Raw genomic sequence first — 19,170 nt, 5'->3', positions numbered from 1 at the left:
CTTCCAAGGTAGCGGTCAGCAAGGCGACCGACGCCTGAAAGCTGGACGCGTCCCCGTTGGCACCCATCATTGGGTTCCCGCAGCAGCCGATGGAGAAGCCGATGGACGACGTTTTGATCAAGTGCCCTGTGACAGGAAAGCCCGTGAAGACCGGGATCGTTGCGGAGAGGGAAGGCTTCGAAGAAAGCGTCCTCGAGGAAAGCACCGTTCCCTGCCCTCATTGCGGTCAGACACACACCTGGGACAAGCAGGACGCCTGGCTCGCCGACTAGCCTGCGAACGTCCGGATCAGAATATGTAGCGCACACCTATGACATTCGCGTTTGTTGCCCCCTTCATGTTCCCGAGGGTCTTGCCGGCGCCTGACCGGTGGTGGAGCCGCCAGAAAATCGAGGGGGCATCCTCTCGGAAGGAAACGCTGATTTCGGGTCCAAGATAGAAGAGCAAGCTGGCGTTTCCTTCATATTCGCGCTCCTGGTCCGCCTCTCGACCTACTTGGGCATCACTCACCATGCTGAGACCGACAGTGATGCTTGGCGTGATGCGCAGGTCATTGCCCAGCTTGAGTGGGTCCAGGCGCGCAACCGGTCCTGCCCAGACCTCGCTCGTGGAACTTTGACCGAACCTGAATGCCAGCCCGACCTCTCCCCCGACCCGCACCCAATCGAGATCGAAATAAAAGGACTGCAAGCCTGCGCCGATGATCCCGTTGCCGTCATAGTCCACCGCCAGCGGGGAAGCGCTACGCTGCATGTCGTCCGCAGTCAGCGCACCACCAAAAACGAAGGCCGTGCTTTCTGGGGCCTTGCCATAGCTCTCCGCAGCAAAAACCTGGTTGGATGCAGCGAGCAGGATTGCGGTCGGGATTGCTGAAAGGAAGCGTTTCATTTGCGCAGCGTTGAAGGGGAGCCTCATCATGTCAACAACGCTGAGGCCGCACCCAAGCGCGGATCGAGGTCGTGCCGGATGCTTCTGCCCGCTCTCCAGTGACAGGCGATGACCTCTTCATTCCGAGATGCGTCGGAGCGACCATCCGACATTTCGGCACACTCCAAAGCGCGCCCGCGAGTATAAACCTGCGGACGTGCGTAGGCATTGAGTTACCTGTCCTTGTCAGACTTCAGAGCGTCTTGAGCCTTACCGACGTTCTTCTGAGCCTTGCCCTCGACCTGCTCGCCTTCGCCCTTGGCTTCCGTCTTCTCGTTGCCGGTGACCTTGCCGAGCATCTCCTTGCCCTTGCCCTTCAGCTCTTTTCCGTGACCCTTGGATTCATTGTCATTCATCTGTTCGTCCTCCGGTGCGTGCTGTGTTCCGGCCAATGCGCAAAGTTGGCCGCCGTTCCGCGAGTTCGTCGGATGGGCGATCACTTCTTCGCGCTAGCAAGTGGCTGGCGCTGGCTGCGTGATAGCGTTCATGGCCTGGCGTGGATTTGGAGCGGTTTGTGTGCCGCATCTGCCCATACATAGCTGATCACGACCTTCGCCCGGTAGGGCCAGTAGATGCGGCTCAGCCGCTTGCGCGGGCGATAGTAGACGAAGACTGCGCCCGACTTGCCTGGTTCTATGGTTTCCCATGCATATTCCGGGAAGCTTGTAGACCGAAGCCCGAGGTCGAACTCGCGGGAGCTGGCAGGCTGCGCTGCCCGAGCTTTGAGACGGCCACCGATCCACGCTACGCCAGTAAGATGAACATCGACATTGCACGGATTTTCCACCTGCAGGAGGTAGCGGTCGTGGTCCGGCTCGTGCCTGATATTGACTTGAAGTTTCGGCCGTCCGAATTGTTCGCGGATGAGCGCTGCTTGACGAGTGGCCGCGAACGCCGCCCAGGCAGCGGCAAGAGCCGCGATAGGAGCGGCTAGTGCAATGAGGGCATCAACCATTGCGTTCCAGTTCATGGAGGTGCTCCGTGCAACCCGTGATCCTGCCTCCCTTAGCAGCGGGCATGCATGAAGGGCCAGTGTCGCCCCATGCGTACTCTGCGGCGCTTCGCTGCCTTCGATTTGCTGGCTGCTGATTGCGCTGCGGTGATCTACTCTCGCACCGTGGAGGATCTCGTCATGAGACCAAAGTGCATCATTGCAAGCTTTGCCTGCACCATCTTGATTGGAAACTTTGCATATGCGGAGGAGTTGCCAGTCGCCGTTTTCGATATCGCCTTCGTGAACTACAGCCAAGAGGTCGAGTTCGGCGCGACGAACGAGGCAGAGAAGGCACGGGCTCTCATGCTGTCCGCAGAATTCCGCACGCTGATAGAGACGAGCGGTCGGTATGCTCTCGTCGACACCGCTATGGCGGAGACCGAGCTTGCGCTGCATGGCAACCCTTTCGGCTGCAACGCCTGCGAGGCCAAGATTGCCGCGAAGCTCGGAGCAGAGCGGTCTTTCACGGGGGCAGTCCAAAAGTTGTCAAACCTGGTCCAGACCATCGTCATCCGGGAACGCGATACACGGAGCGGCGAGGTGATGGCGCAGTACCAGACGGATATCCGAGGCAACACGGACGAGGCTTGGCTGCGCGGGCTGCGCTGGCTCATGAAGAACCGGATGCTCCCGGGGACGGCAGAGCTTGATGCCAACTAGCCCCACGGCGTCGGCGCCTGCTGTTCTTCGCGCTCCTTGATCGGGTCGCTCCCCGATTAGCGATCTCCCGCCACTTATCTGCGTCCTCGCGCGCGTCGCGGAGCGAGAGGTCGGATGAGCTCACAAGCCCCATCTCGCGACGCTTGTCGTAAACGGCCACGCGGAGAACCCACTGGGCTCTGCCATCTGGCGCTTCACCAGCATCAAGCCAGCGCCGCCAATGTGCTTCCCGACGGGGGCGCTCTTTGCGAAAGCCGCTGAGAGAGGATGCCGTGCTCGCATCCAATCCACCACACGATATGCGACAGAGTAAGACCTATAGAACCGCGCATTCAAAAATACGGCCTATCCTGAAAACGCGAGTTGGTGAGCCCACATGGTATTGATGCTCAGTGCCCTTCAGCTGCAACACCAACAGCTGAAACGGCCGCGGCATCGCCCGCGGCCTTTCGCGTTTCGGCGGTCTCGTCGGGGACGCCATGGTTTGCATTGCCCCTTTGGACGTCCATATGCAGGACGTTCGACAAGAGGAGACGGCGATGGCCGAGAACTTTCCAGGCTGGCACGGCACGACGATCATCGGGGTTCGCAAGGGCGGGCGTGTAGTGATCGCGGGCGACGGCCAGGTCTCTCTGGGCGACACGGTGATCAAGGGAACAGCGCGCAAGGTGCGGCGCCTGAAGCCCGGCGGGCACGAGGTGATCGCTGGATTCGCCGGATCCACCGCCGATGCCTTCGCGCTGCTGGAACGGCTGGAGGCCAAGCTCGAGGCGACGCCCGGCCAGCTTCAGCGCGCAGCGGTGGAGCTTGCGAAGGACTGGCGGACGGACAAGTACCTGCAGAAGCTCGAGGCGATGCTGATCGTGTCGGACGGGCGGGACCTCTATGTCGTGACGGGCGCCGGTGACGTGCTGGAACCCGAGCACGAGGTCGCCGCCATCGGCTCGGGCGGGAACTATGCCCTCGCCGCCGCGCGCGGCCTTTACGAGCATATGGACGACGCCGAAGCGATCGCCCGCCGCGCGATGGAGATCGCCAGCGACATCTGCGTCTACACGAACGGCAACCTCACCATCGAGACCCTGGAGGCCGCGGCATGAGCGACCTGACCCCCCGCGAGATCGTGTCCGAGCTCGACCGGTTCATCATCGGGCAGAAGGACGCCAAGCGCGCCGTCGCCGTCGCCCTGCGCAACCGTTGGCGTCGCAAGCAGTTGGCGCCCGAGATGCAGGAGGAGGTTTACCCCAAGAACATCCTGATGATCGGCCCCACCGGCGTCGGCAAGACCGAGATCTCGCGCCGCCTTGCCAAGCTGGCCCGCGCGCCGTTCCTGAAGGTCGAGGCGACGAAGTTCACCGAGGTCGGCTATGTCGGCCGCGACGTCGAGCAGATCATCCGTGACCTGGTCGAGCAGGCGATCACGATGACCCGCGAGCACATGCGCGAGGACGTGAAATCCCGCGCCGAGGCGAATGCCGAAGAGCGCGTGATCGAGGCCATCGCCGGTGAAAACGCCCGCGAAGGCACGCGCGAGATGTTCCGCAAGAAGCTGCGCACGGGCGAACTGGATGCGACCGAGATCACGCTGGAACTGCAGGACAGCTCGAACCCGTTCGGCGGGATGGAGATGCCGGGGATGCAGCCCGGCCAGGGCGGTATGAACCTGGGCGACATCTTCGGCAAGGCCATGCAGGGGCGGACGGTGCGCAAGAAGATGACGGTGGCCGACAGCTACGGCGTCCTGATCGCCGAAGAGGCCGACAAGCTTCTGGACGACGAAAGCGTGAACAAGGCCGCGCTGAAGGCGGTCGAAGAGAACGGGATCGTGTTCCTCGACGAGATCGACAAGGTCTGCGCCCGGCAGGACGCCCGCGGTGGCGAGGTCAGCCGCGAAGGTGTGCAGCGCGACCTGCTGCCGCTGATCGAGGGCACCGTGGTCGCGACGAAGTACGGGCAGATCAAGACGGACCACATCCTGTTCATCGCGTCCGGCGCGTTCCACGTCGCCAAGCCCTCGGACCTGTTGCCCGAGTTGCAGGGCCGTCTGCCGATCCGGGTCGAACTGCGCGCCCTGACCGAAGCGGATTTCGTCCGCATCCTGACCGAGACCGACAACGCCCTGACTCGCCAGTACACGGCGCTTCTGGGCACCGAAGAGGTAAGCGTGACCTTCACCGAGGACGGCATCGCCGCCCTGGCGCGGATCGCGGCCGAGGTTAACGAGTCGGTCGAGAATATCGGCGCCCGGCGCCTCTATACCGTGATGGAGCGTGTCTTCGAGGAACTGTCCTTCGAGGCGCCCGACAAGGCCGGCGAGGCCGTCACCGTGGACGCCGATTTCGTCGAGAAGCACCTGGGCGAGCTTTCCCGCTCGGTCGATATCAGCCGCTACGTGCTGTGACCTGCGGGGCGGCGGAATTCCATCACGCCGCCCCCTTCCCTTTCCCGGCGGATAGCGCGAATGACGGCTCATGCCGTTCATTCGTTTCCTGCGCGAGAACGCCCCCTTCCTAGCGGTCGGCGTTCTTCTCACCTTCTGTTCTTCCTTCGGGCAGACGTTCTTCATCTCGGTCTTCGCCGGAGACATCCGGGCGGAGTTCGATCTGTCGAACGGCGACTGGGGGTTCCTCTATTCCGTCGGGACCACGGCCTCGGCCGCCGTGATGATATGGACCGGCATCCTGACCGACACGTTCCGGGTGCGGATCCTCGGGCCGGCCGTGCTGGCGCTGCTGGCGCTGGCCTGCGTGCTGATGGCCACCGTTTCGAGCTGGTGGGCGCTGGTCTTCACCATCTTCGCGCTGCGCTTCTGCGGGCAGGGCATGGCGACGCTGGTGGCGACCGTGGCGATGGCGCGGTGGTTCGTGGCGACGCGCGGCAAGGCGCTGTCGGTCAGCCGGATCGGCATCTCGCTGGGCGAGGCGTTCCTGCCGATGATCTTCGTCGCCGCGCTCGGCGTGCTGGACTGGCGGATGCTCTGGCTGGTCGCGGGCGGAATCGTCATTGCGCTGCTGCCGCTGCTTTGGCCGCTGCTGCGGCTCGAGCGGACGCCGCAGAGCATCGCGAAGGACGACCAGGCCGCCGGGATGGACGGAGTTCACTGGACGCGCGGGAAGATGTTGGGGCATCCGCTCTACTGGATGATCGCCCCGATGCTGATGGCGCCGGCGGCGTTCTCGACCGCGTTCTTCTTTCACCAAGTGCATCTGGCCGAAGTGAAGGGGTGGAGCCACCTTGGCCTCGTCTCGACCTTCCCGATCTTCACCATCGCAGGAGTCGTCATGTTGTTCGTCTCGGGGCCGATCATCGACCGCGTCGGGACGGCGCGACTGATGCCGCTGACGATCCTTCCAATGGGGCTGGGCTTCGCAGGGTTCGCCTTCGCGCCGAGCCTCGCGACCGCCACCATCTTCATCGCGCTGATGGGCCTGACGCAGGGACTGAACAGCACCGTGCCGCCCGCCTTCTGGGCCGAGTTCTACGGCACGCGCCATCTCGGCGGCATCAAGGCGCTGGCGGCGGCGGTGATGGTGTTCGGAACGGCTATCGGGCCGGCAGTGACGGGGGCGCTCATCGACCTTGGCGTGGCGTTCCCGCAGCAGATGATCTGGATCGCGCTCTATTTCTTGGCGGCGGCGGGGCTCGTGGCCGTCGGCGTCGCGAAGGCGGCGCCGTCACTTCCGTCGCAGGTAGACGTAGAACGCCCCTGAGCCACCGTGGCGCTGATGCGCGGTGGTCACTTGCAGGATGATGGGACGCAATGCGCCGTCGTTCAGCCAGTGCGGCACCTGGTGGCGCAAGATGCCGCGCCGCTCGGGGATCGGGCCGCCATCGTCCCGGTCGCGACCCTTGCCGGTGATGACGAGGACCAGTCGCTTGCCGGACGCATGAGCCGAGAAGACAAAGGACATCAGGCGGGGATGCGCTGCCGATAGCGTCAGGCCATGAAGGTCGATGCGGCCCTCGACCTCCATCTTGCCGCGCTTCATCCTGCGATGCGCCTTCGCATCCATCCGCACCGGCTGAGACGACAGACGCTGCGACAGGCTCGGTTGCAGGCGGTGCCCGGCGGATTTTGCGGGCGCCTTGCCCCCGAGGCTGAAGCCGGACAGGTCCACCGGGGGCGGCTCGGGTGCGGGTTTCGGCTTCGACTCGGCGCGTGGCGCAGGCGGCGGCTTGCGGCCCGGGTGGAGGGGGTGCGCGGTCTGTTCCACCCGCTGCCAGAGCTCGCGCTCGTCCGGGCGCAGATCGCGGCGACGGCGGGCCATCAGATTCCCTCGGCGGTCGCGTAGGCCCTCTGGATCGGCAGCAGGACGATCATCCGGCCGCCTTCTTTCACAGTGCCCGCGCGCCTGCCGGCCGCCCTGCCCGTCCCGAAGAAGATGTCGGCGCGTTGCGCCCCCTTGATCGCGGCGCCGGTGTCGTGCGCGATCATCAGGCGGTGCAGATCCTGCGCGCCGTCGGTCTCGATCCAGACGGGCGCGCCGAGGCGCGTATAGGTCGGGTCGACTGCGATCGAGCGCATGGCGGTGATCGAGCGGTTCATGGCCCCCAGGGGTCCGCGGTTGGCCGGGACGTGGCTGACCTCGCGGAAGAAGACGTAGGACGGGTTGTGGTGGAGGAGCTCTTCCCCCTCGGCGCCATTCTCGCGCACCCAGTCGCGGATGCGGTCGATATTGACCGAGTGCTCGTCCAGTTCGCCCCGACGGATCAGCTCCTTTCCGACCGAGCGGTACGAGTGGCCGTTCTTGCCGCCGAACCCGACGCGGATCGCCGTCCCATCGTCAAGACGGATGCGGCCCGAGCCCTGCACCTGCAGGAAATAGGCATCCACCGGATCGGTCAGGTACGCGATCTCGAGCCCGCGGCCGGCCAGCGCGTCGCGGTCTTCGATCTGGGCGCGGGTCAGCCAAACGCCGTCGAGTGCCTCGTCGGGGGTGCTGTAGATGGGGTAGCGGTACTGGCCGCCCCTGTAGCGAGAGCCGCGCAATTCGGGCTCGTAATAGGCGGTGAAAAGCATGGGGGTGCCGTCCTCGATCAGGACGGGGCGAAAGTGGAGCTCGAAGAAGAGCCTGGCGTCGTCCCACTCCTCGGCGGTCTGGCAGAGGGTGGCCCAGTCCGGGTCACGGAGGTCGCGGCAGGTTTCGATGAAGACGGCGAGGGCTTCGGCGTGGTCGTCCTCGGCCCAGCCGGCCAGATCGGAGAACTCGAGGATCGAGTGGCTCGCGGCGCCGACCGGCCCGGCCGCAAGGAATGCGGCAGACAGGCAGGCCGCGCGCGCGAGGCCCCGCATCACGCCCCCGTGGCGACGAGCTGCCAGTTGGGATCGTCGGCACCCATCTCGCGGGCGAAGGTCCAGGTATCGCGCTGGCGCTTGATCTCGGTCGGGCTGCCCTCGACGATCTCGCGACCGGCGTTGCGCACCACGGTCGTCAGCTCGGCGAGGAAACGGACAGTGACCTCGCCGCGCCGCGTCTCGCGGTCGAAGGTGGCCTTGTAGAGTTCGACATCGCGCACGCCGACGATCTCGCTTTCGATGGTCAGGCCCTGCGCCTCGCGCTCGGCGATCACCTCGTCGAAGGCGGCGGCGACGTCGGGGTCGAGAAACTCGCGCACCTCGGAGATGTCGCCCCGCTCGAAGGCGAGGAAGATCATCTCGTAGGCTTGGCGGGCGCCGGACAGGAACTCGGTCACGTTGAAGCTGGGCTCTGCCATCTTCATCGCGGCCAGTGCCTTTGCGTTCTCGGACCCGTCGTCGACATGGTCGGTGATGTCGCGATCCGGTCCACCCTCGATCACCTCGAACTCGGGTCGATTGCGGGTTGCGGACGGGCGCGGCCCCTCGACGGGCGGTTTCTCGAATCCATCACGGGTCCCGAGCACGTTCTTCAACCGCAAGATAAGAAAAATCGCGATCCCCAGAAGGACCAGCAACTGTATGATGGAATTACTCATGAACCCTCGGAAGGCGTTGGTGGCATCGTGCACGATCCGTTCCTATCTAGGGACCGGGTGGCCCCGCGTCCACCGCCACGACCGTGACAAAGAGGTACGCCCATGTGGCTTTTGCTGGCGTTCATCGCCGTTCCGCTGATCGAGATCGCCCTGTTCATCCAGGTTGGCGGCCTGATCGGCCTGTGGCCAACGCTTTTGATCGTCGTCGTGACAGCGATCCTGGGCACCACGCTGGTCCGGTCACAGGGCGCCTTGGCGATCCGGCGGCTGAAAAGCTCGTTCAACGATTTGCGAGATCCCTCCGAACCGCTGGCCGACGGCGCGATGATCCTCTTTGCCGGGGCGCTTCTGCTGACGCCGGGCTTCTTCACGGACGCGTGTGGCTTTGCGCTGCTGATGCCGAGCGTCCGCAAGCGGATTTTCCAGGAGGCCAAGAAGCGCGTGAAGGTGGAGACCGTCAGCTACGGTAACCCCGGCGCCCAGCATCGCTCCGCTCCGCGTCGCGGAACGGTCATCGACGGGAACGCGGAAGAGGTCGAGGTGAAAGAGCCCGATCCGAACCGCCGCCCCTCTGGCTGGACCCGCAACGAGGCGGATGGTAGGTCGGAACGCAACTGATCGATTTGAATTCAGGGAGCGAACCATATGGCCGAGAACGAAAACGAGACCCAGCCGCAGGAACCTGCGACCCAGGCGAACGGCGAAGCGCCCGCGATGCCGCAGATCCGGCCGCTTGCCCAGTACATCAAGGACATGTCCTTCGAGAACGCCCTCGCGCAGCGCGGTCTGAAGGGCCAGGCGCAGCCCGAGGTCAGCGTGCAGGTGGCGCTTGATGCCAAGAAGCGCGAAGGCCAGGAAGACCAGTACGAAGTGACGGGCAAGTTCACCGTCCGCTCGAAGAACAAGGACAGCGAAGAGATGCTGTTCCTGCTCGAGTTGGAATATGGCGGGATCTTCCACGTGTCGAACGTGACCGACCAGCAGCTGCACCCGTTCCTTCTGATCGAAGCGCCGCGGCTGATGTTCCCCTACGTTCGCCGGATCGTGTCCGACGTGACCCATGACGGCGGCTTCCCGCCCCTGAACCTCGAGCCGATCGACTTCGTGAAGCTATACCGTCAGGGTCTCGCGCAGCGGGCGCAGGCGCAGCAGCCGGCTGGCACCGCCTGATCAGGCGAGCTTCTTCCACAACGCGTCGTCGCCCATCTTGTCCACGAAAGCGGCATGGGCGGCGACTTCCTCGGGGGTGATGCGCGGCGGCAGCGGTTGCGGACGCGGACGGGGCCGCCACGTGGTTTCCACCGGACCCGTCGTTTCGGTTGCGGTCGAAAGGCCGAAATCCGGCTGCCGGCCCCCGATCAGTTCCAGGTAGACCTCGGCCAGGATCTCGGAGTCGAGAAGCGCGCCGTGCAGCGTCCGGCTGGAATTGTCGATCCCGAACCGGCGACACAGCGCATCCAGCGTTGCGGGCGAGCCCGGGAAGCGTTGCCGCGCCATCATCAGCGTATCGACGGCCTGATCCAGCGGAAGCTGCCGCAGGTTCAGCCAGCGCAGCTCGGCATTCAGGAATTTCATGTCGAACGAGGCGTTGTGGATGACCAGCTTTGCGTCGCCCACGAAAGTCAGAAAATTCTGGGCGATCTCTGCGAATTTGGGCTTGTCGCGCAAGAAGTCGTCGCCGAGCCCGTGGACCTGGAACGCCTCCTGCGGCATCGACCGTTCCGGGTTGATATAGACGTGGAAGGTCCGGCCCGTGGGGACATGGCCCATCAGCTCGACCCCGCCGATCTCGACGATGCGGTCGCCTTGCTCGGGCTCGAAGCCGGTGGTTTCAGTGTCGAGGACGATCTCACGCATCTCTGAGGCTCCGGATCAGGCGGTCGATATGAGCCCGTGTTTCGTCGATCGTGACCGAGGGCACAACCACATCCGCGCGGGCGCGCTTCTCGGCGTCGGGCAGCTGCTTCGAGAGGATGCTGGCGAACCGCTCCTCGGTCATGCCGGGCCGCGCCAGGACCCGGCTGCGCTGGATTTCTGCGGGAGCCGAGACGACGACCACCGTATTGACGGAAGAATCCGCGCCGATCTCGAACAGAAGCGGGATGTCGAGCACCACGATATCGCTGTCGGCGCGCTGGATGAAGGCGGCACGGTCGGCGGCGACGAGGGGGTGCACGACGCTTTCCAGCCGGGCGAGCGCTTCGGGGTCACCGGCAATCCAGTCGTTCAACGCGTTGCGGTCCACGCCCTTTAGGCCGACGGCCTGGGGGTGCAGTTCGCGCACCGGCTCGACCGCGGCGCCGCCGCGGGCGTAGAGCGCGTGGACGGCCGCGTCGGCATCCCAGACCAGGATACCGGCCTCGCGAAAGAGTCGGGACGCCGTGGATTTGCCCATACCGATGGAGCCGGTCAGCCCGATCACATGCGGGCGACTCATGCCAGCGCAGCGGCGCGGAGGTCGTCGTCCACTTCCGGCCGCGGGCCGAACCACCGCTCGAACCCGGGCGCCGCCTGGTGCAGCAGCATCCCCAATCCGTCAACGGCGACGCAGCCCGCGGCCTTGGCGGCCTTCAGGAAGTCGGTCTCGAGCGGGGTGTAGACGAGGTCGCTGACCACGGCCCCCCGCGTCAAGCCATCGAGCGGGACGCGGAAGGCCGGCTTGCCGGTCATCCCGAGGGACGTCGTGTTGACCACCGTGGCCGCGTCATCGGCGACGTTCCCGGCGCGGACCCAGTCATGAACGACGACCTTGCTGCCGAATTCCTGCCGTAGCGCCTCGGCGCGGCCACGGCTGCGGTTGGTCAGCCGGATTTCGGGCGTTCCCGCATCGAGCAGCGCGACGATCACCGCCCGGGCCGCGCCGCCTGCCCCGAACACCGCGGCGGGGCCGCTGCGGGGGTTCCAGTCCGGGGCGGCCTGCCGGATGTTCTCGAGAAAGCCGAACCCGTCGGTATTGTCGGCCTGCATGCTCCCGTCGTCGCGAAAAGTTATCGTGTTCGCCGCTCCGATCAGCGCCGCGCGATCCGTCACGAACTGGGCGAGGCGCAGCACGGATTCCTTGTGGGGAATCGTGACGTTGCAGCCGACGAAGCCCATTCTGGGCATCGCGCGCAGCACGTCCGCGAGGTCCGCGGCGCCGACATCCATGGGAATGTAGTAGCCCGGCACGCCGTGACGGCGCAGCCAATGGGCATGCACCTTGGGCGAGCGGCTGTGGGCCACGGGATGGCCGATGACGGCAGCCAGGGGGATACGGTCGGTCATGTGGGCACGATGCCCCTGAGCGTGAGCCACGACAAGAGCGGCAGCATCGGCAGCCCCTGGACGGTGAAGAAATCTCCGTCGATCGCGGCGAAGAGGCGCATGCCCTCGGCCTCAACCTGGTAGCCAACGACCGAGTGGCGGATCTCGTCCCAATTCCGCGCGACGTAGTCTCCGATATAGCCCGGCGAGAGTTGCCGCATGGTCAGGCGCGCGGTCCCGACATGCCGCCAGATCGGCTCTCCGTCCTCGTAGGCGACCATTGCGCTGTGCAGCATGTGACGCCGCCCGGAAAGCGCGGCGAGTTGGGCCATCGCGTCCTCGGGATCGGCCGGCTTCGCGAGGACCATGCCGTCGAAGTCGAGCACCTGATCGCAGCCGAGGACGATATCGCCCGGGCGCTTGGCCGACACCTTGCGCGCCTTGGCCTCGGCAAGTGCGTCCGAAATGTCGCGCGGCGAGCAGCCCTCGGCGATCATCGCGTCGCGGATGGAGGCTTCATCGACCCTCGCGTCCACCGTCTCGATCGGAACACAGGCCGCGGCGAAGAGAGCGCGCCGCGTGTCGGAGCGAGATGCCAGGACAAGTGCCATAATAACCCTGTGGATAGAGTTGGGACGAAATCGGCCGGCGACGCGGCCTCGGGAGAACCGGATCCCTTGTCGAGAAATTCCCGAAACTTGTCCACTGCATCAGGCAGGTTCTGAACAGCTTGGGACAAATCTCCGTCAATCTGAATTTATCCCCATGGTTATCCCGAAGATACCCTTCATCTGGTGACTACTTAAGTATATGAAGTTGCTATTATATTTAGATGTTCTTCGTTTGTCTTTGCGCTGATCCTTTCCCAAGGTACACAGACCGGGAGAACTGCACGAGAATCGGGGTTTCTGCGCCTCTGCACAGGGCCTACTACCTACAACAATCCTTCTCTTAAGATTCTTGATAGGTATTAGAGAGAGATGAATGATCTCTTGAGCACCGCCTACCCTTGGCTTCTCAGCCTGCACATCCTGTCCTTCGTCGCCTGGATGGCCGGCCTGTTCTATCTGCCCAGGCTGTTCGTCTATCACGTCGAGGCCGCTGCCGGTGACGCAGGCCGGGAAGAGATGTTTCAGGTCATGGAGCGTCGGCTTCTCAGGGCGATCATGAACCCCGCGATGATCTCCACCTGGATCTTCGGGCTGCTTCTGATTGGAACGGGTGTGGTCGACTGGTCGTCCCTCTGGCCCTGGACGAAGGCTGCCGCGGTCCTCGCCATGACCTGGTTTCACATGTGGTGTGCTCGTCAGCGGAAGGCGCTTGCGGCCGGCCATGTCGATGTGCCCGGCCGGCGCTACCGGATGATGAACGAAGTGCCGACGGTGCTTCTGATCGTGATCGTGCTCTCTGTGGTGGTGAAACCGTTCTAGGCTTGGAGCTTGCCTCGGAAGCGGTTAAGGATGACTTAAGCGCGGCTCTACGGTGCGGACAGATTGACAAGTCCCCGTCAGCTGCCTAATTCGCCTAGGCGGCCGTCCGGCCGTTCGATTTCCCTTTACGATCCTTGATTGGCCCCACGACGGGCCCCGGAGCCTTTCCATGAGCGATGACCGCGTAAACCTGGCCGATCTCAAGGCGCAGAGCCCGAAGGATCTTCTTGCGCTGGCCGAAGAGCTCGAGATCGAGAACGCCTCGACCATGCGCAAGGGCGAGATGATGTTCTCGATCCTGAAGGAGCGCGCGGACGAAGACTGGACGATCGGCGGCGACGGGGTTCTCGAGGTGCTCCAGGACGGTTTCGGCTTCCTGCGCTCGCCCGAGGCCAACTATCTGCCCGGCCCCGATGACATCTATGTCAGCCCCGAGATGATTCGGCGGTACTCGCTGCGCACCGGCGACACGGTGTCCGGCGTCATTCGCGGCCCTGACGAGAACGAGCGGTATTTTGCGCTGGTCGAGGTCGAGACGATCAATTTCGAGGACCCGGCAAAGGCGCGCCACAAAGTCGCCTTCGACAACCTGACGCCGCTCTATCCTGACGAGCGATTGAACATGGAAGTTGAGGATCCGACGATCAAGGATCGCTCGGCCCGCATCATCGACTTGGTGGCACCGATCGGTAAAGGGCAGCGATCGCTGATCGTCGCCCCTCCACGGACCGGCAAGACGGTCCTGCTGCAGAACATCGCCAACTCCATCGAGAGGAACCACCCCGAGTGCTACCTGATCGTGCTGCTGATCGACGAGCGGCCGGAAGAAGTTACCGACATGCAGCGCTCGGTGAAGGGAGAAGTGGTGTCTTCGACCTTCGACGAGCCCGCAACGCGCCACGTCGCGGTCAGCGAAATGGTCATCGAAAAGGCCAAGCGGCTGGTCGAGCACAAGCGTGACGTCGTAATCCTGCTCGACTCGATTACCCGCCTCGGCCGAGCATTCAACACGACGGTCCCCTCTTCGGGCAAGGTGTTGACGGGCGGTGTCGACGCGAACGCGCTGCAACGCCCCAAGCGCTTCTTCGGCGCGGCCCGGAACATCGAGGAAGGGGGGTCTCTGACGATCATCGCGACCGCCCTGATCGACACAGGCAGCCGCATGGACGAGGTGATCTTCGAAGAGTTCAAGGGCACCGGCAATTCCGAGATCGTGCTCGATCGCAAGGTTGCGGACAAGCGCGTCTACCCGGCGATGGACATCCTCAAGTCAGGGACACGGAAGGAAGAGCTTCTGGTCGACAAGGGCGACCTGCAGAAGACATACGTCCTGCGTCGAATCCTCAATCCCATGGGGACGACCGACGCGATCGAGTTCCTTCTGGGTAAGCTGAAGCAGACCAAGTCGAATGCCGAATTCTTCGACTCGATGAACACGTAAAGCGCCATGGATACGATCTTTGCCCAGGCGACCGCACGCGGGAAGTCCGGGGTGGCGGTCGTACGAATCTCGGGACCGGAGGCCTTTCCCGGCGTCGGGACCCTGTGCGCCCTGCCCCCGGCGCGTCGCGCTGGATTGCGCAAGATCCGCGATCGCCAGGGGCGGATCCTCGACGAGGGGGTCGTCCTCGTCTTCCCCCGGGGTGCCAGTTTTACGGGCGAAGATGTTGTCGAGCTGCAATTGCACGGCTCTGTAGCGGTTGTTCAGGCGGTCTTGCGGGCTCTCGACCGGATCTCAGGCTTCCGACCTGCCGAGCCTGGGGAATTCACGCGGAGAGCGTTGGACAACCACCACCTCGATCTGGTTCAGGTCGAAGGACTTGCGGACCTGATCGATGCGGAAACCGAGGCGCAGCGTCTGCAAGCACAAGCGGTGCTGAGCGGTGCGCTGTCGGAGAAGGTGGCGCTATGGCGTCGAAACCTCGTCGAAGCGGCCGCCCTGCTGGAGGTTACGCTCGATTTCGCGGATGAGGACGTCCCTGTTGATGTGACGCCCGATGTCACCGCACGGATTTGTTCGGTGCAGACTTCACTGGAGGCCGAAATTGCAGGTTCGAGCGCGGCAGAACGCGTCAGGGATGGATTTGAAGTCGCCATCATGGGACCGCCCAATGCCGGGAAGAGCACATTGCTCAATGCGATCGCGAAGCGCCCCGTGGCGTTGACGTCCGAAATCGCAGGCACGACCCGGGACGTTCTCGAAGTACGAATGGATCTGAATGGTCTTCCAGTGACCCTCTTGGATACGGCCGGTATCCGCGAAACGCAGGATTCTCTGGAGAGTGCCGGCATCGAAATGGCCCGGGTCCGCGCGCGGCAGGCCGATCTTCGGATTTGGCTGGACACTGATGGATCGGGAGCCGCGGAAGAAGCTGATATCATTCTGCGCGCACAGGATGACGAGGGAAAATTCGGCGGCATCTCGGGAAAGACCGGTTACGGCGTGAGCAGGTTGCTCGAGACGATTGGCGCCACTCTCGCCGACCGTGTCCCGGAAAGCAGGCTCGCGATACGGGAACGACACCGAAGTGCCATGGTGCGGGCCGCTAGCTTGTTGCGCAATGCCGCCGACGACCTTGCAAGGGGGCTTGAACCGGAGCTCGCAGCTGTGCAACTGCGAGAGGCCTCTGGTTCTCTTGCCGAGATCGTGGGTGGTATCGATGTTGAAGATTTGCTCGGAGAGATCTTCGGCCGTTTCTGCATCGGGAAATGAGGAGTGTTTCACGTGAAACATACGGATGTGGTAATTGTCGGAGGTGGCCACGCGGGTGTTGAAGCTGCCAGCGCTGCCCGCCGCCTGGGAGCGGAAGTCACCCTCGTAACGCTACGCGCGGACCAGATCGGGGCCATGTCCTGCAATCCGGCGATTGGAGGCCTCGGAAAAGGTCATTTGGTTCGGGAACTCGACGCTCTGGGCGGCATCATGGGCGTCGCTGCGGATCGCGCCGGAATTCAGTACCGCTTGCTCAACCGCTCGAAAGGTCCTGCCGTTCAAGGTCCGCGCGCGCAGATGGATCGGGCTTTGTACCGGGCGGCGGTCCAAAGCATGGTCGCAGAGCTCGGGATAACGATCGTGGAAGCCCAGGTGACGGACCTGCTCGTCTCGGGTGATCGTGTGCAAGGCGTCCAGACCGATGTCGCAGGTGAAATTCGGGCACGGGCTGTGGTTCTCACCACCGGCACATTTCTGAACGGTGTCCTGCATATCGGCGACGAGCAACGCTCCGGTGGCCGCATGGGCGAGAACGCGGCGATCGCCCTGTCAAAGCGTCTTTATGGCCTCGGTCTCCCGATGGGGCGCCTGAAAACCGGCACCCCCCCTCGCCTTGACGGAAAGACGATTGACTGGAGCCAGTTGGAGCCTCAGCCTGGCGACGAGGACCCGGTTCTTCTGTCGTTCCTAGGCGAAAGGCCCCTTCCCCGCCAGGTTCCCTGCCATATCACACACACGAACGAGCGGACTCACGCGATCATCCGCCAAAACCTCGACCGGTCTGCCATGTATTCCGGTAATATCACCGGCCAAGGCCCACGATACTGCCCTTCCATCGAGGACAAGGTTTCAAGGTTTTCGGACAAGCCCTCGCATCAGATCTTCCTTGAGCCGGAGGGCCTTGATGATGACACGGTATACCCGAACGGCATTTCCACGTCTCTTCCGGCGGACGTTCAGGAGGCGTATGTCCAGTCGATCAAGGGTCTGGAAGACGCTACCATTCTGAAGCCCGGCTACGCGATCGAGTATGACTACGTCGACCCCCGCGCCCTGGACGCCTCGTTGCAGCTCAAAGCGCTTGGCGGGCTGTATCTCGCGGGGCAAATAAACGGAACGACCGGATACGAAGAAGCAGGTGCACAAGGGCTCGTGGCAGGTCTGAACGCGGCTGCGGCTTGCTTCCAGAGGACTGCGATCCTGTTTTCGAGGACCGACGCCTATCTGGGGGTGATGATCGACGATCTGATAACCCGAGGCGTAACGGAACCGTATCGGATGTTCACGTCGCGAGCGGAGTTCCGGCTGTCACTCCGCGCAGACAACGCCGATCAGCGGCTCACACCCCGCGGTATCGAGCTAGGGATCATTGACGATGCGCGACGTGCTGCCTTCGCTGAGAAGACGCGTCAGCTTGACGAGGTCAGAGGCTACCTCGAGAGCAGGACCTTCTCTCCGAAGGATTGCCGGGCAGTCGGTATAGAACTGTCTGCCGACGGTGTGCGGCGGACAGGGTTGCAACTGCTGAGTCTGCCGAATGTAGCACCCGCGGATGTCGAGAAACTTGCTCCGGAACTCGGTGAATATCCAATCCCGGCCGTTCGCCAGATCGCTCGGGAGGCGGTGTATTCGAACTATCTTGAGCGGCAAGAGCGAGACGCTGCACGAATTCGCCGGGAAGAAGCCCTTCGGATTCCCGCCGAATTCGACTACAATTCGGTGAACGGCATCTCGTTAGAGCTGAAGCAGAAGCTGGACCGTGTGCGTCCTGGAAACATCGGTATAGCGTCTCGCATTGAAGGAATGACCCCTGCCGCCCTGAACTCGCTCATCTACGGGATCCGATTCGCCGAACGTGAATCGGCACGATCCGCTTCGTGATTGTTTCACGTGAAACTTCTGCCCAGCTCGAGCGGCTGGAGAATTTGATAGGTCTCTGGAATCCAAAGATAAACTTGGTTTCCAAGAGAACGATCGAGGATCTTCGGACCCGTCATATCGCCGACAGCATTCAAGTCGTAGAGGCTGCCGGGCACTGCGAAACATGGGCGGACTTGGGGTCCGGCGGAGGTTTCCCGGGAATTGTGGTTGCCATCTGCAGGCCTGGGACGGAAGTTGTTCTCGTTGAAGCGGATCAGCGCAAGGCGGTTTTCCTCCGTCGGGTGGTCGGGGAACTTGGCTTGAATGCGAAGGTCGTCTCCTCCCGGATCGAGGATATCGAGCCGCTGCATGCAGACGTCATATCCGCTCGCGCGCTTGCGCCGTTGGAGAAGCTGATCCCTCTTGCACTCAGGCACGGGCGACCGGATACGCGATACGTCTTCCCCAAGGGCGCACGGTTCCGCGAAGAGATCGCGACGGCTCGCCGGAAGTGGCGGTTCGAGATTGACGTCCGGCCCAGCAGGATCGACAAGGAAGCTGCCATCCTCATCATGGAGCGTATCGAACGTGCCTGAGACGCGGTCCGGCGGCGGGAAGATCGTTGCTATCGTCAATCAGAAAGGCGGGGTCGGTAAGACGACGACCGCCATCAACCTTGGCGCGGCTCTTGCCGATCAAGGTAAGCGCGTGGCCATCATCGACCTGGATCCGCAGGGAAATGCCAGTACCGGACTGGGGATCGAGATCGACCGCCGGCAATTGTCGACTTACGATCTCTTGCTAGAGAACATCCCTCTTGCCGAGGTCCTGCAGGATTGCGCCATCGAAAATCTTCAGGTTGTTCCTGCGACGTCGGATCTGTCGTCCGCGGACATCGAAATGGTGTCCAAGGGACAGCGCACGACCCTTCTGAAATCAGCACTCCGGGGATCGGCGATCGAGGGACTTGACTTCGTACTTATCGATTGCCCACCGTCGCTGTCGCTTCTGACCGTGAATGCCATGGTAGCGGCCCACTCGGTTCTTGTTCCACTACAGAGCGAGTTCTTTGCGCTCGAGGGGCTGTCTCAGCTCATGCTGACGATCCGCGAGGTCCGAGCGAGCGCGAATCCGGACCTTGCCATCGAAGGGGTTGTTCTGACGATGTATGACGGGCGGAACAAGCTTGCCCAGGGTGTTCTTGCAGACGCGAAGGAAACCCTGGGGGAGCTTGTGTTCGATACGATCATTCCCCGAAACGTACGCGTCAGCGAGGCGCCGTCTTTCGCCCAGCCGGTCCTTTACTATGATCCGGCATCCAAGGGCAGCCTGGCCTATCGGGCTTTGGCCCATGAGTTTGTCGCCCGCGACCAAGTCTGAGGTATCCC

Annotated in this window: 23 protein-coding genes; 13 read left to right on the top strand and 10 right to left on the bottom strand. The window is 63.3% G+C overall.

The window, feature by feature from the left end; genetic code table 11:
- Nucleotides 1-101: 101 nt before the first annotated feature.
- A complete protein-coding gene (locus PAM7066_RS18980; protein ID WP_175484630.1) occupies nucleotides 102-272 on the top strand; it encodes a hypothetical protein in 171 nt (56 codons plus the stop codon).
- A 16-nt stretch (nucleotides 273-288) separates the two neighbouring features.
- Here the strand turns inward: PAM7066_RS18980 and PAM7066_RS11550 are convergent, their stop codons facing one another.
- From PAM7066_RS11550 to PAM7066_RS11540, 3 genes are all read right to left on the bottom strand, one after another.
- Nucleotides 289-888 (bottom strand): hypothetical protein, encoded by a 600-nt coding sequence (locus PAM7066_RS11550; RefSeq protein ID WP_175484629.1) that lies wholly within the window; start codon nucleotides 886-888, stop codon nucleotides 289-291.
- Nucleotides 889-1,100: 212 nt separating this feature from the next.
- On the bottom strand, nucleotides 1,101-1,367 hold the full coding sequence (locus tag PAM7066_RS11545; RefSeq protein WP_246799791.1) for a CsbD family protein: 267 nt from the start codon (nucleotides 1,365-1,367) through the stop codon (nucleotides 1,101-1,103).
- Nucleotides 1,368-1,411: 44 nt separating this feature from the next.
- Nucleotides 1,412-1,897 carry a hypothetical protein gene (locus PAM7066_RS11540; protein WP_085854317.1) on the bottom strand — a complete coding sequence of 162 codons (486 nt, stop codon included), beginning with the start codon at nucleotides 1,895-1,897 and terminating at the stop codon, nucleotides 1,412-1,414.
- A gap of 72 nt (nucleotides 1,898-1,969) precedes the next feature.
- Between PAM7066_RS11540 and PAM7066_RS11535 the strand changes: the two genes are divergently transcribed.
- From PAM7066_RS11535 to PAM7066_RS11520, 4 genes are all read left to right on the top strand, one after another.
- Nucleotides 1,970-2,581: a DUF3280 domain-containing protein gene (locus tag PAM7066_RS11535; protein WP_175484628.1), complete on the top strand. Its 612-nt coding sequence runs from the start codon at nucleotides 1,970-1,972 to the stop codon at nucleotides 2,579-2,581.
- A gap of 539 nt (nucleotides 2,582-3,120) precedes the next feature.
- Nucleotides 3,121-3,681, top strand: a complete 561-nt coding sequence (gene hslV / locus PAM7066_RS11530; protein WP_085854315.1) for an ATP-dependent protease subunit HslV — start codon at nucleotides 3,121-3,123, stop codon at nucleotides 3,679-3,681.
- Complete coding sequence (gene hslU / locus PAM7066_RS11525) at nucleotides 3,678-4,982, top strand: ATP-dependent protease ATPase subunit HslU (RefSeq protein WP_085854314.1); 1,305 nt, start codon at nucleotides 3,678-3,680, stop codon at nucleotides 4,980-4,982. The genes hslV and hslU overlap by 4 nt, the downstream gene beginning before the upstream one ends.
- 70 nt (nucleotides 4,983-5,052) lie before the next feature.
- Complete coding sequence (locus tag PAM7066_RS11520) at nucleotides 5,053-6,291, top strand: MFS transporter (protein ID WP_085854313.1); 1,239 nt, start codon at nucleotides 5,053-5,055, stop codon at nucleotides 6,289-6,291.
- On the opposite strand, the gene PAM7066_RS11515 is transcribed toward PAM7066_RS11520, so the two are convergent.
- From PAM7066_RS11515 to PAM7066_RS11505, 3 genes are read right to left on the bottom strand one after another with little or no spacing between them, the layout of a single operon-like run.
- Nucleotides 6,256-6,849, bottom strand: coding sequence for a Smr/MutS family protein (locus PAM7066_RS11515; RefSeq protein ID WP_085854312.1), 594 nt, complete (start codon nucleotides 6,847-6,849; stop codon nucleotides 6,256-6,258). The genes PAM7066_RS11520 and PAM7066_RS11515 overlap by 36 nt on opposite strands.
- The gene (gene mltA, locus PAM7066_RS11510; RefSeq protein WP_085854311.1) at nucleotides 6,849-7,874 is read right to left on the bottom strand and encodes a murein transglycosylase A; all 1,026 of its coding nucleotides are present in this window, start codon (nucleotides 7,872-7,874) and stop codon (nucleotides 6,849-6,851) included. Before mltA ends, PAM7066_RS11515 begins: the two co-directional genes overlap by 1 nt.
- Entirely contained in the window at nucleotides 7,874-8,536 is a 663-nt protein-coding gene (locus tag PAM7066_RS11505; protein WP_085854469.1) for a Tim44/TimA family putative adaptor protein, read from the bottom strand. The genes mltA and PAM7066_RS11505 overlap by 1 nt, the downstream gene beginning before the upstream one ends.
- 102 nt (nucleotides 8,537-8,638) lie before the next feature.
- Here PAM7066_RS11505 and PAM7066_RS11500 point away from each other — a divergent pair, with 102 nt between their 5' ends.
- Nucleotides 8,639-9,154 carry an FxsA family protein gene (locus tag PAM7066_RS11500; RefSeq protein WP_085854310.1) on the top strand — a complete coding sequence of 172 codons (516 nt, stop codon included), beginning with the start codon at nucleotides 8,639-8,641 and terminating at the stop codon, nucleotides 9,152-9,154.
- Nucleotides 9,155-9,181: 27 nt separating this feature from the next.
- On the top strand, nucleotides 9,182-9,706 hold the full coding sequence (secB, locus tag PAM7066_RS11495; RefSeq protein WP_085854309.1) for a protein-export chaperone SecB: 525 nt from the start codon (nucleotides 9,182-9,184) through the stop codon (nucleotides 9,704-9,706).
- On the opposite strand, the gene dnaQ is transcribed toward secB, so the two are convergent.
- From dnaQ to PAM7066_RS11475, 4 genes are read right to left on the bottom strand one after another with little or no spacing between them, the layout of a single operon-like run.
- Nucleotides 9,707-10,393 (bottom strand): DNA polymerase III subunit epsilon, encoded by a 687-nt coding sequence (dnaQ, locus tag PAM7066_RS11490; RefSeq protein WP_085854308.1) that lies wholly within the window; start codon nucleotides 10,391-10,393, stop codon nucleotides 9,707-9,709.
- Nucleotides 10,386-10,973, bottom strand: coding sequence for a dephospho-CoA kinase (gene coaE, locus PAM7066_RS11485; RefSeq protein WP_085854307.1), 588 nt, complete (start codon nucleotides 10,971-10,973; stop codon nucleotides 10,386-10,388). The genes dnaQ and coaE overlap by 8 nt, the downstream gene beginning before the upstream one ends.
- Nucleotides 10,970-11,800 carry a shikimate dehydrogenase gene (locus PAM7066_RS11480; RefSeq protein ID WP_085854306.1) on the bottom strand — a complete coding sequence of 277 codons (831 nt, stop codon included), beginning with the start codon at nucleotides 11,798-11,800 and terminating at the stop codon, nucleotides 10,970-10,972. Before PAM7066_RS11480 ends, coaE begins: the two co-directional genes overlap by 4 nt.
- Nucleotides 11,797-12,390, bottom strand: a complete 594-nt coding sequence (locus tag PAM7066_RS11475) for a Maf family protein (protein ID WP_085854305.1) — start codon at nucleotides 12,388-12,390, stop codon at nucleotides 11,797-11,799. The genes PAM7066_RS11480 and PAM7066_RS11475 overlap by 4 nt, the downstream gene beginning before the upstream one ends.
- 369 nt (nucleotides 12,391-12,759) lie before the next feature.
- Between PAM7066_RS11475 and hemJ the strand changes: the two genes are divergently transcribed.
- The 6 genes from hemJ (at nucleotide 12,760) to PAM7066_RS11445 (ending at nucleotide 19,162) form a co-directional block, all read left to right on the top strand.
- Complete coding sequence (hemJ, locus tag PAM7066_RS11470) at nucleotides 12,760-13,209, top strand: protoporphyrinogen oxidase HemJ (protein WP_085854304.1); 450 nt, start codon at nucleotides 12,760-12,762, stop codon at nucleotides 13,207-13,209.
- 169 nt (nucleotides 13,210-13,378) lie between these two features.
- The gene (rho, locus tag PAM7066_RS11465; RefSeq protein WP_085854303.1) at nucleotides 13,379-14,650 is read left to right on the top strand and encodes a transcription termination factor Rho; all 1,272 of its coding nucleotides are present in this window, start codon (nucleotides 13,379-13,381) and stop codon (nucleotides 14,648-14,650) included.
- Nucleotides 14,651-14,656: 6 nt separating this feature from the next.
- Entirely contained in the window at nucleotides 14,657-15,922 is a 1,266-nt protein-coding gene (gene mnmE / locus PAM7066_RS11460; RefSeq protein ID WP_085854302.1) for a tRNA uridine-5-carboxymethylaminomethyl(34) synthesis GTPase MnmE, read from the top strand.
- A 12-nt stretch (nucleotides 15,923-15,934) separates the two neighbouring features.
- Nucleotides 15,935-17,803 (top strand): tRNA uridine-5-carboxymethylaminomethyl(34) synthesis enzyme MnmG, encoded by a 1,869-nt coding sequence (gene mnmG, locus PAM7066_RS11455; protein ID WP_085854467.1) that lies wholly within the window; start codon nucleotides 15,935-15,937, stop codon nucleotides 17,801-17,803.
- Nucleotides 17,800-18,378 (top strand): 16S rRNA (guanine(527)-N(7))-methyltransferase RsmG, encoded by a 579-nt coding sequence (gene rsmG, locus PAM7066_RS11450; protein ID WP_245749666.1) that lies wholly within the window; start codon nucleotides 17,800-17,802, stop codon nucleotides 18,376-18,378. The genes mnmG and rsmG overlap by 4 nt, the downstream gene beginning before the upstream one ends.
- Nucleotides 18,371-19,162 (top strand): ParA family protein, encoded by a 792-nt coding sequence (locus PAM7066_RS11445; protein WP_085854300.1) that lies wholly within the window; start codon nucleotides 18,371-18,373, stop codon nucleotides 19,160-19,162. Before rsmG ends, PAM7066_RS11445 begins: the two co-directional genes overlap by 8 nt.
- The last annotated feature ends 8 nt before the right edge of the window (nucleotides 19,163-19,170 follow it).

This window comes from Palleronia marisminoris, from assembly GCF_900172315.1.
Classification (GTDB): Bacteria; Pseudomonadota; Alphaproteobacteria; order Rhodobacterales; family Rhodobacteraceae; genus Palleronia; species Palleronia marisminoris.
The sequence above is the reverse complement of the archived record's forward strand: the minus strand, read 5'-3'. Positions and strand labels throughout refer to the sequence as shown.

Bases quoted from the DNA above. Each gene is read 5' to 3' on its own strand.
- PAM7066_RS11540 (WP_085854317.1), bottom strand. From the start codon at position 1,897: ATGAACTGGAACGCAATGGTTGATGCCCTCATTGCACTAGCCGCTCCT.
- PAM7066_RS11535 (WP_175484628.1), top strand. From the start codon at position 1,970: ATGCGTACTCTGCGGCGCTTCGCTGCCTTCGATTTGCTGGCTGCTGAT.
- PAM7066_RS11515 (WP_085854312.1), bottom strand. From the start codon at position 6,849: ATGGCCCGCCGTCGCCGCGATCTGCGCCCGGACGAGCGCGAGCTCTGG.
- hslV (WP_085854315.1), top strand. From the start codon at position 3,121: ATGGCCGAGAACTTTCCAGGCTGGCACGGCACGACGATCATCGGGGTT.
- PAM7066_RS11505 (WP_085854469.1), bottom strand. From the start codon at position 8,536: ATGAGTAATTCCATCATACAGTTGCTGGTCCTTCTGGGGATCGCGATT.
- PAM7066_RS11550 (WP_175484629.1), bottom strand. From the start codon at position 888: ATGAAACGCTTCCTTTCAGCAATCCCGACCGCAATCCTGCTCGCTGCA.
- secB (WP_085854309.1), top strand. From the start codon at position 9,182: ATGGCCGAGAACGAAAACGAGACCCAGCCGCAGGAACCTGCGACCCAG.
- coaE (WP_085854307.1), bottom strand. From the start codon at position 10,973: ATGAGTCGCCCGCATGTGATCGGGCTGACCGGCTCCATCGGTATGGGC.
- PAM7066_RS11500 (WP_085854310.1), top strand. From the start codon at position 8,639: ATGTGGCTTTTGCTGGCGTTCATCGCCGTTCCGCTGATCGAGATCGCC.
- mltA (WP_085854311.1), bottom strand. From the start codon at position 7,874: ATGCGGGGCCTCGCGCGCGCGGCCTGCCTGTCTGCCGCATTCCTTGCG.
- hemJ (WP_085854304.1), top strand. From the start codon at position 12,760: ATGAATGATCTCTTGAGCACCGCCTACCCTTGGCTTCTCAGCCTGCAC.
- mnmE (WP_085854302.1), top strand. From the start codon at position 14,657: ATGGATACGATCTTTGCCCAGGCGACCGCACGCGGGAAGTCCGGGGTG.
- PAM7066_RS18980 (WP_175484630.1), top strand. From the start codon at position 102: ATGGACGACGTTTTGATCAAGTGCCCTGTGACAGGAAAGCCCGTGAAG.
- dnaQ (WP_085854308.1), bottom strand. From the start codon at position 10,393: ATGCGTGAGATCGTCCTCGACACTGAAACCACCGGCTTCGAGCCCGAG.
- rho (WP_085854303.1), top strand. From the start codon at position 13,379: ATGAGCGATGACCGCGTAAACCTGGCCGATCTCAAGGCGCAGAGCCCG.
- PAM7066_RS11520 (WP_085854313.1), top strand. From the start codon at position 5,053: ATGCCGTTCATTCGTTTCCTGCGCGAGAACGCCCCCTTCCTAGCGGTC.
- PAM7066_RS11475 (WP_085854305.1), bottom strand. From the start codon at position 12,390: ATGGCACTTGTCCTGGCATCTCGCTCCGACACGCGGCGCGCTCTCTTC.
- hslU (WP_085854314.1), top strand. From the start codon at position 3,678: ATGAGCGACCTGACCCCCCGCGAGATCGTGTCCGAGCTCGACCGGTTC.
- PAM7066_RS11480 (WP_085854306.1), bottom strand. From the start codon at position 11,800: ATGACCGACCGTATCCCCCTGGCTGCCGTCATCGGCCATCCCGTGGCC.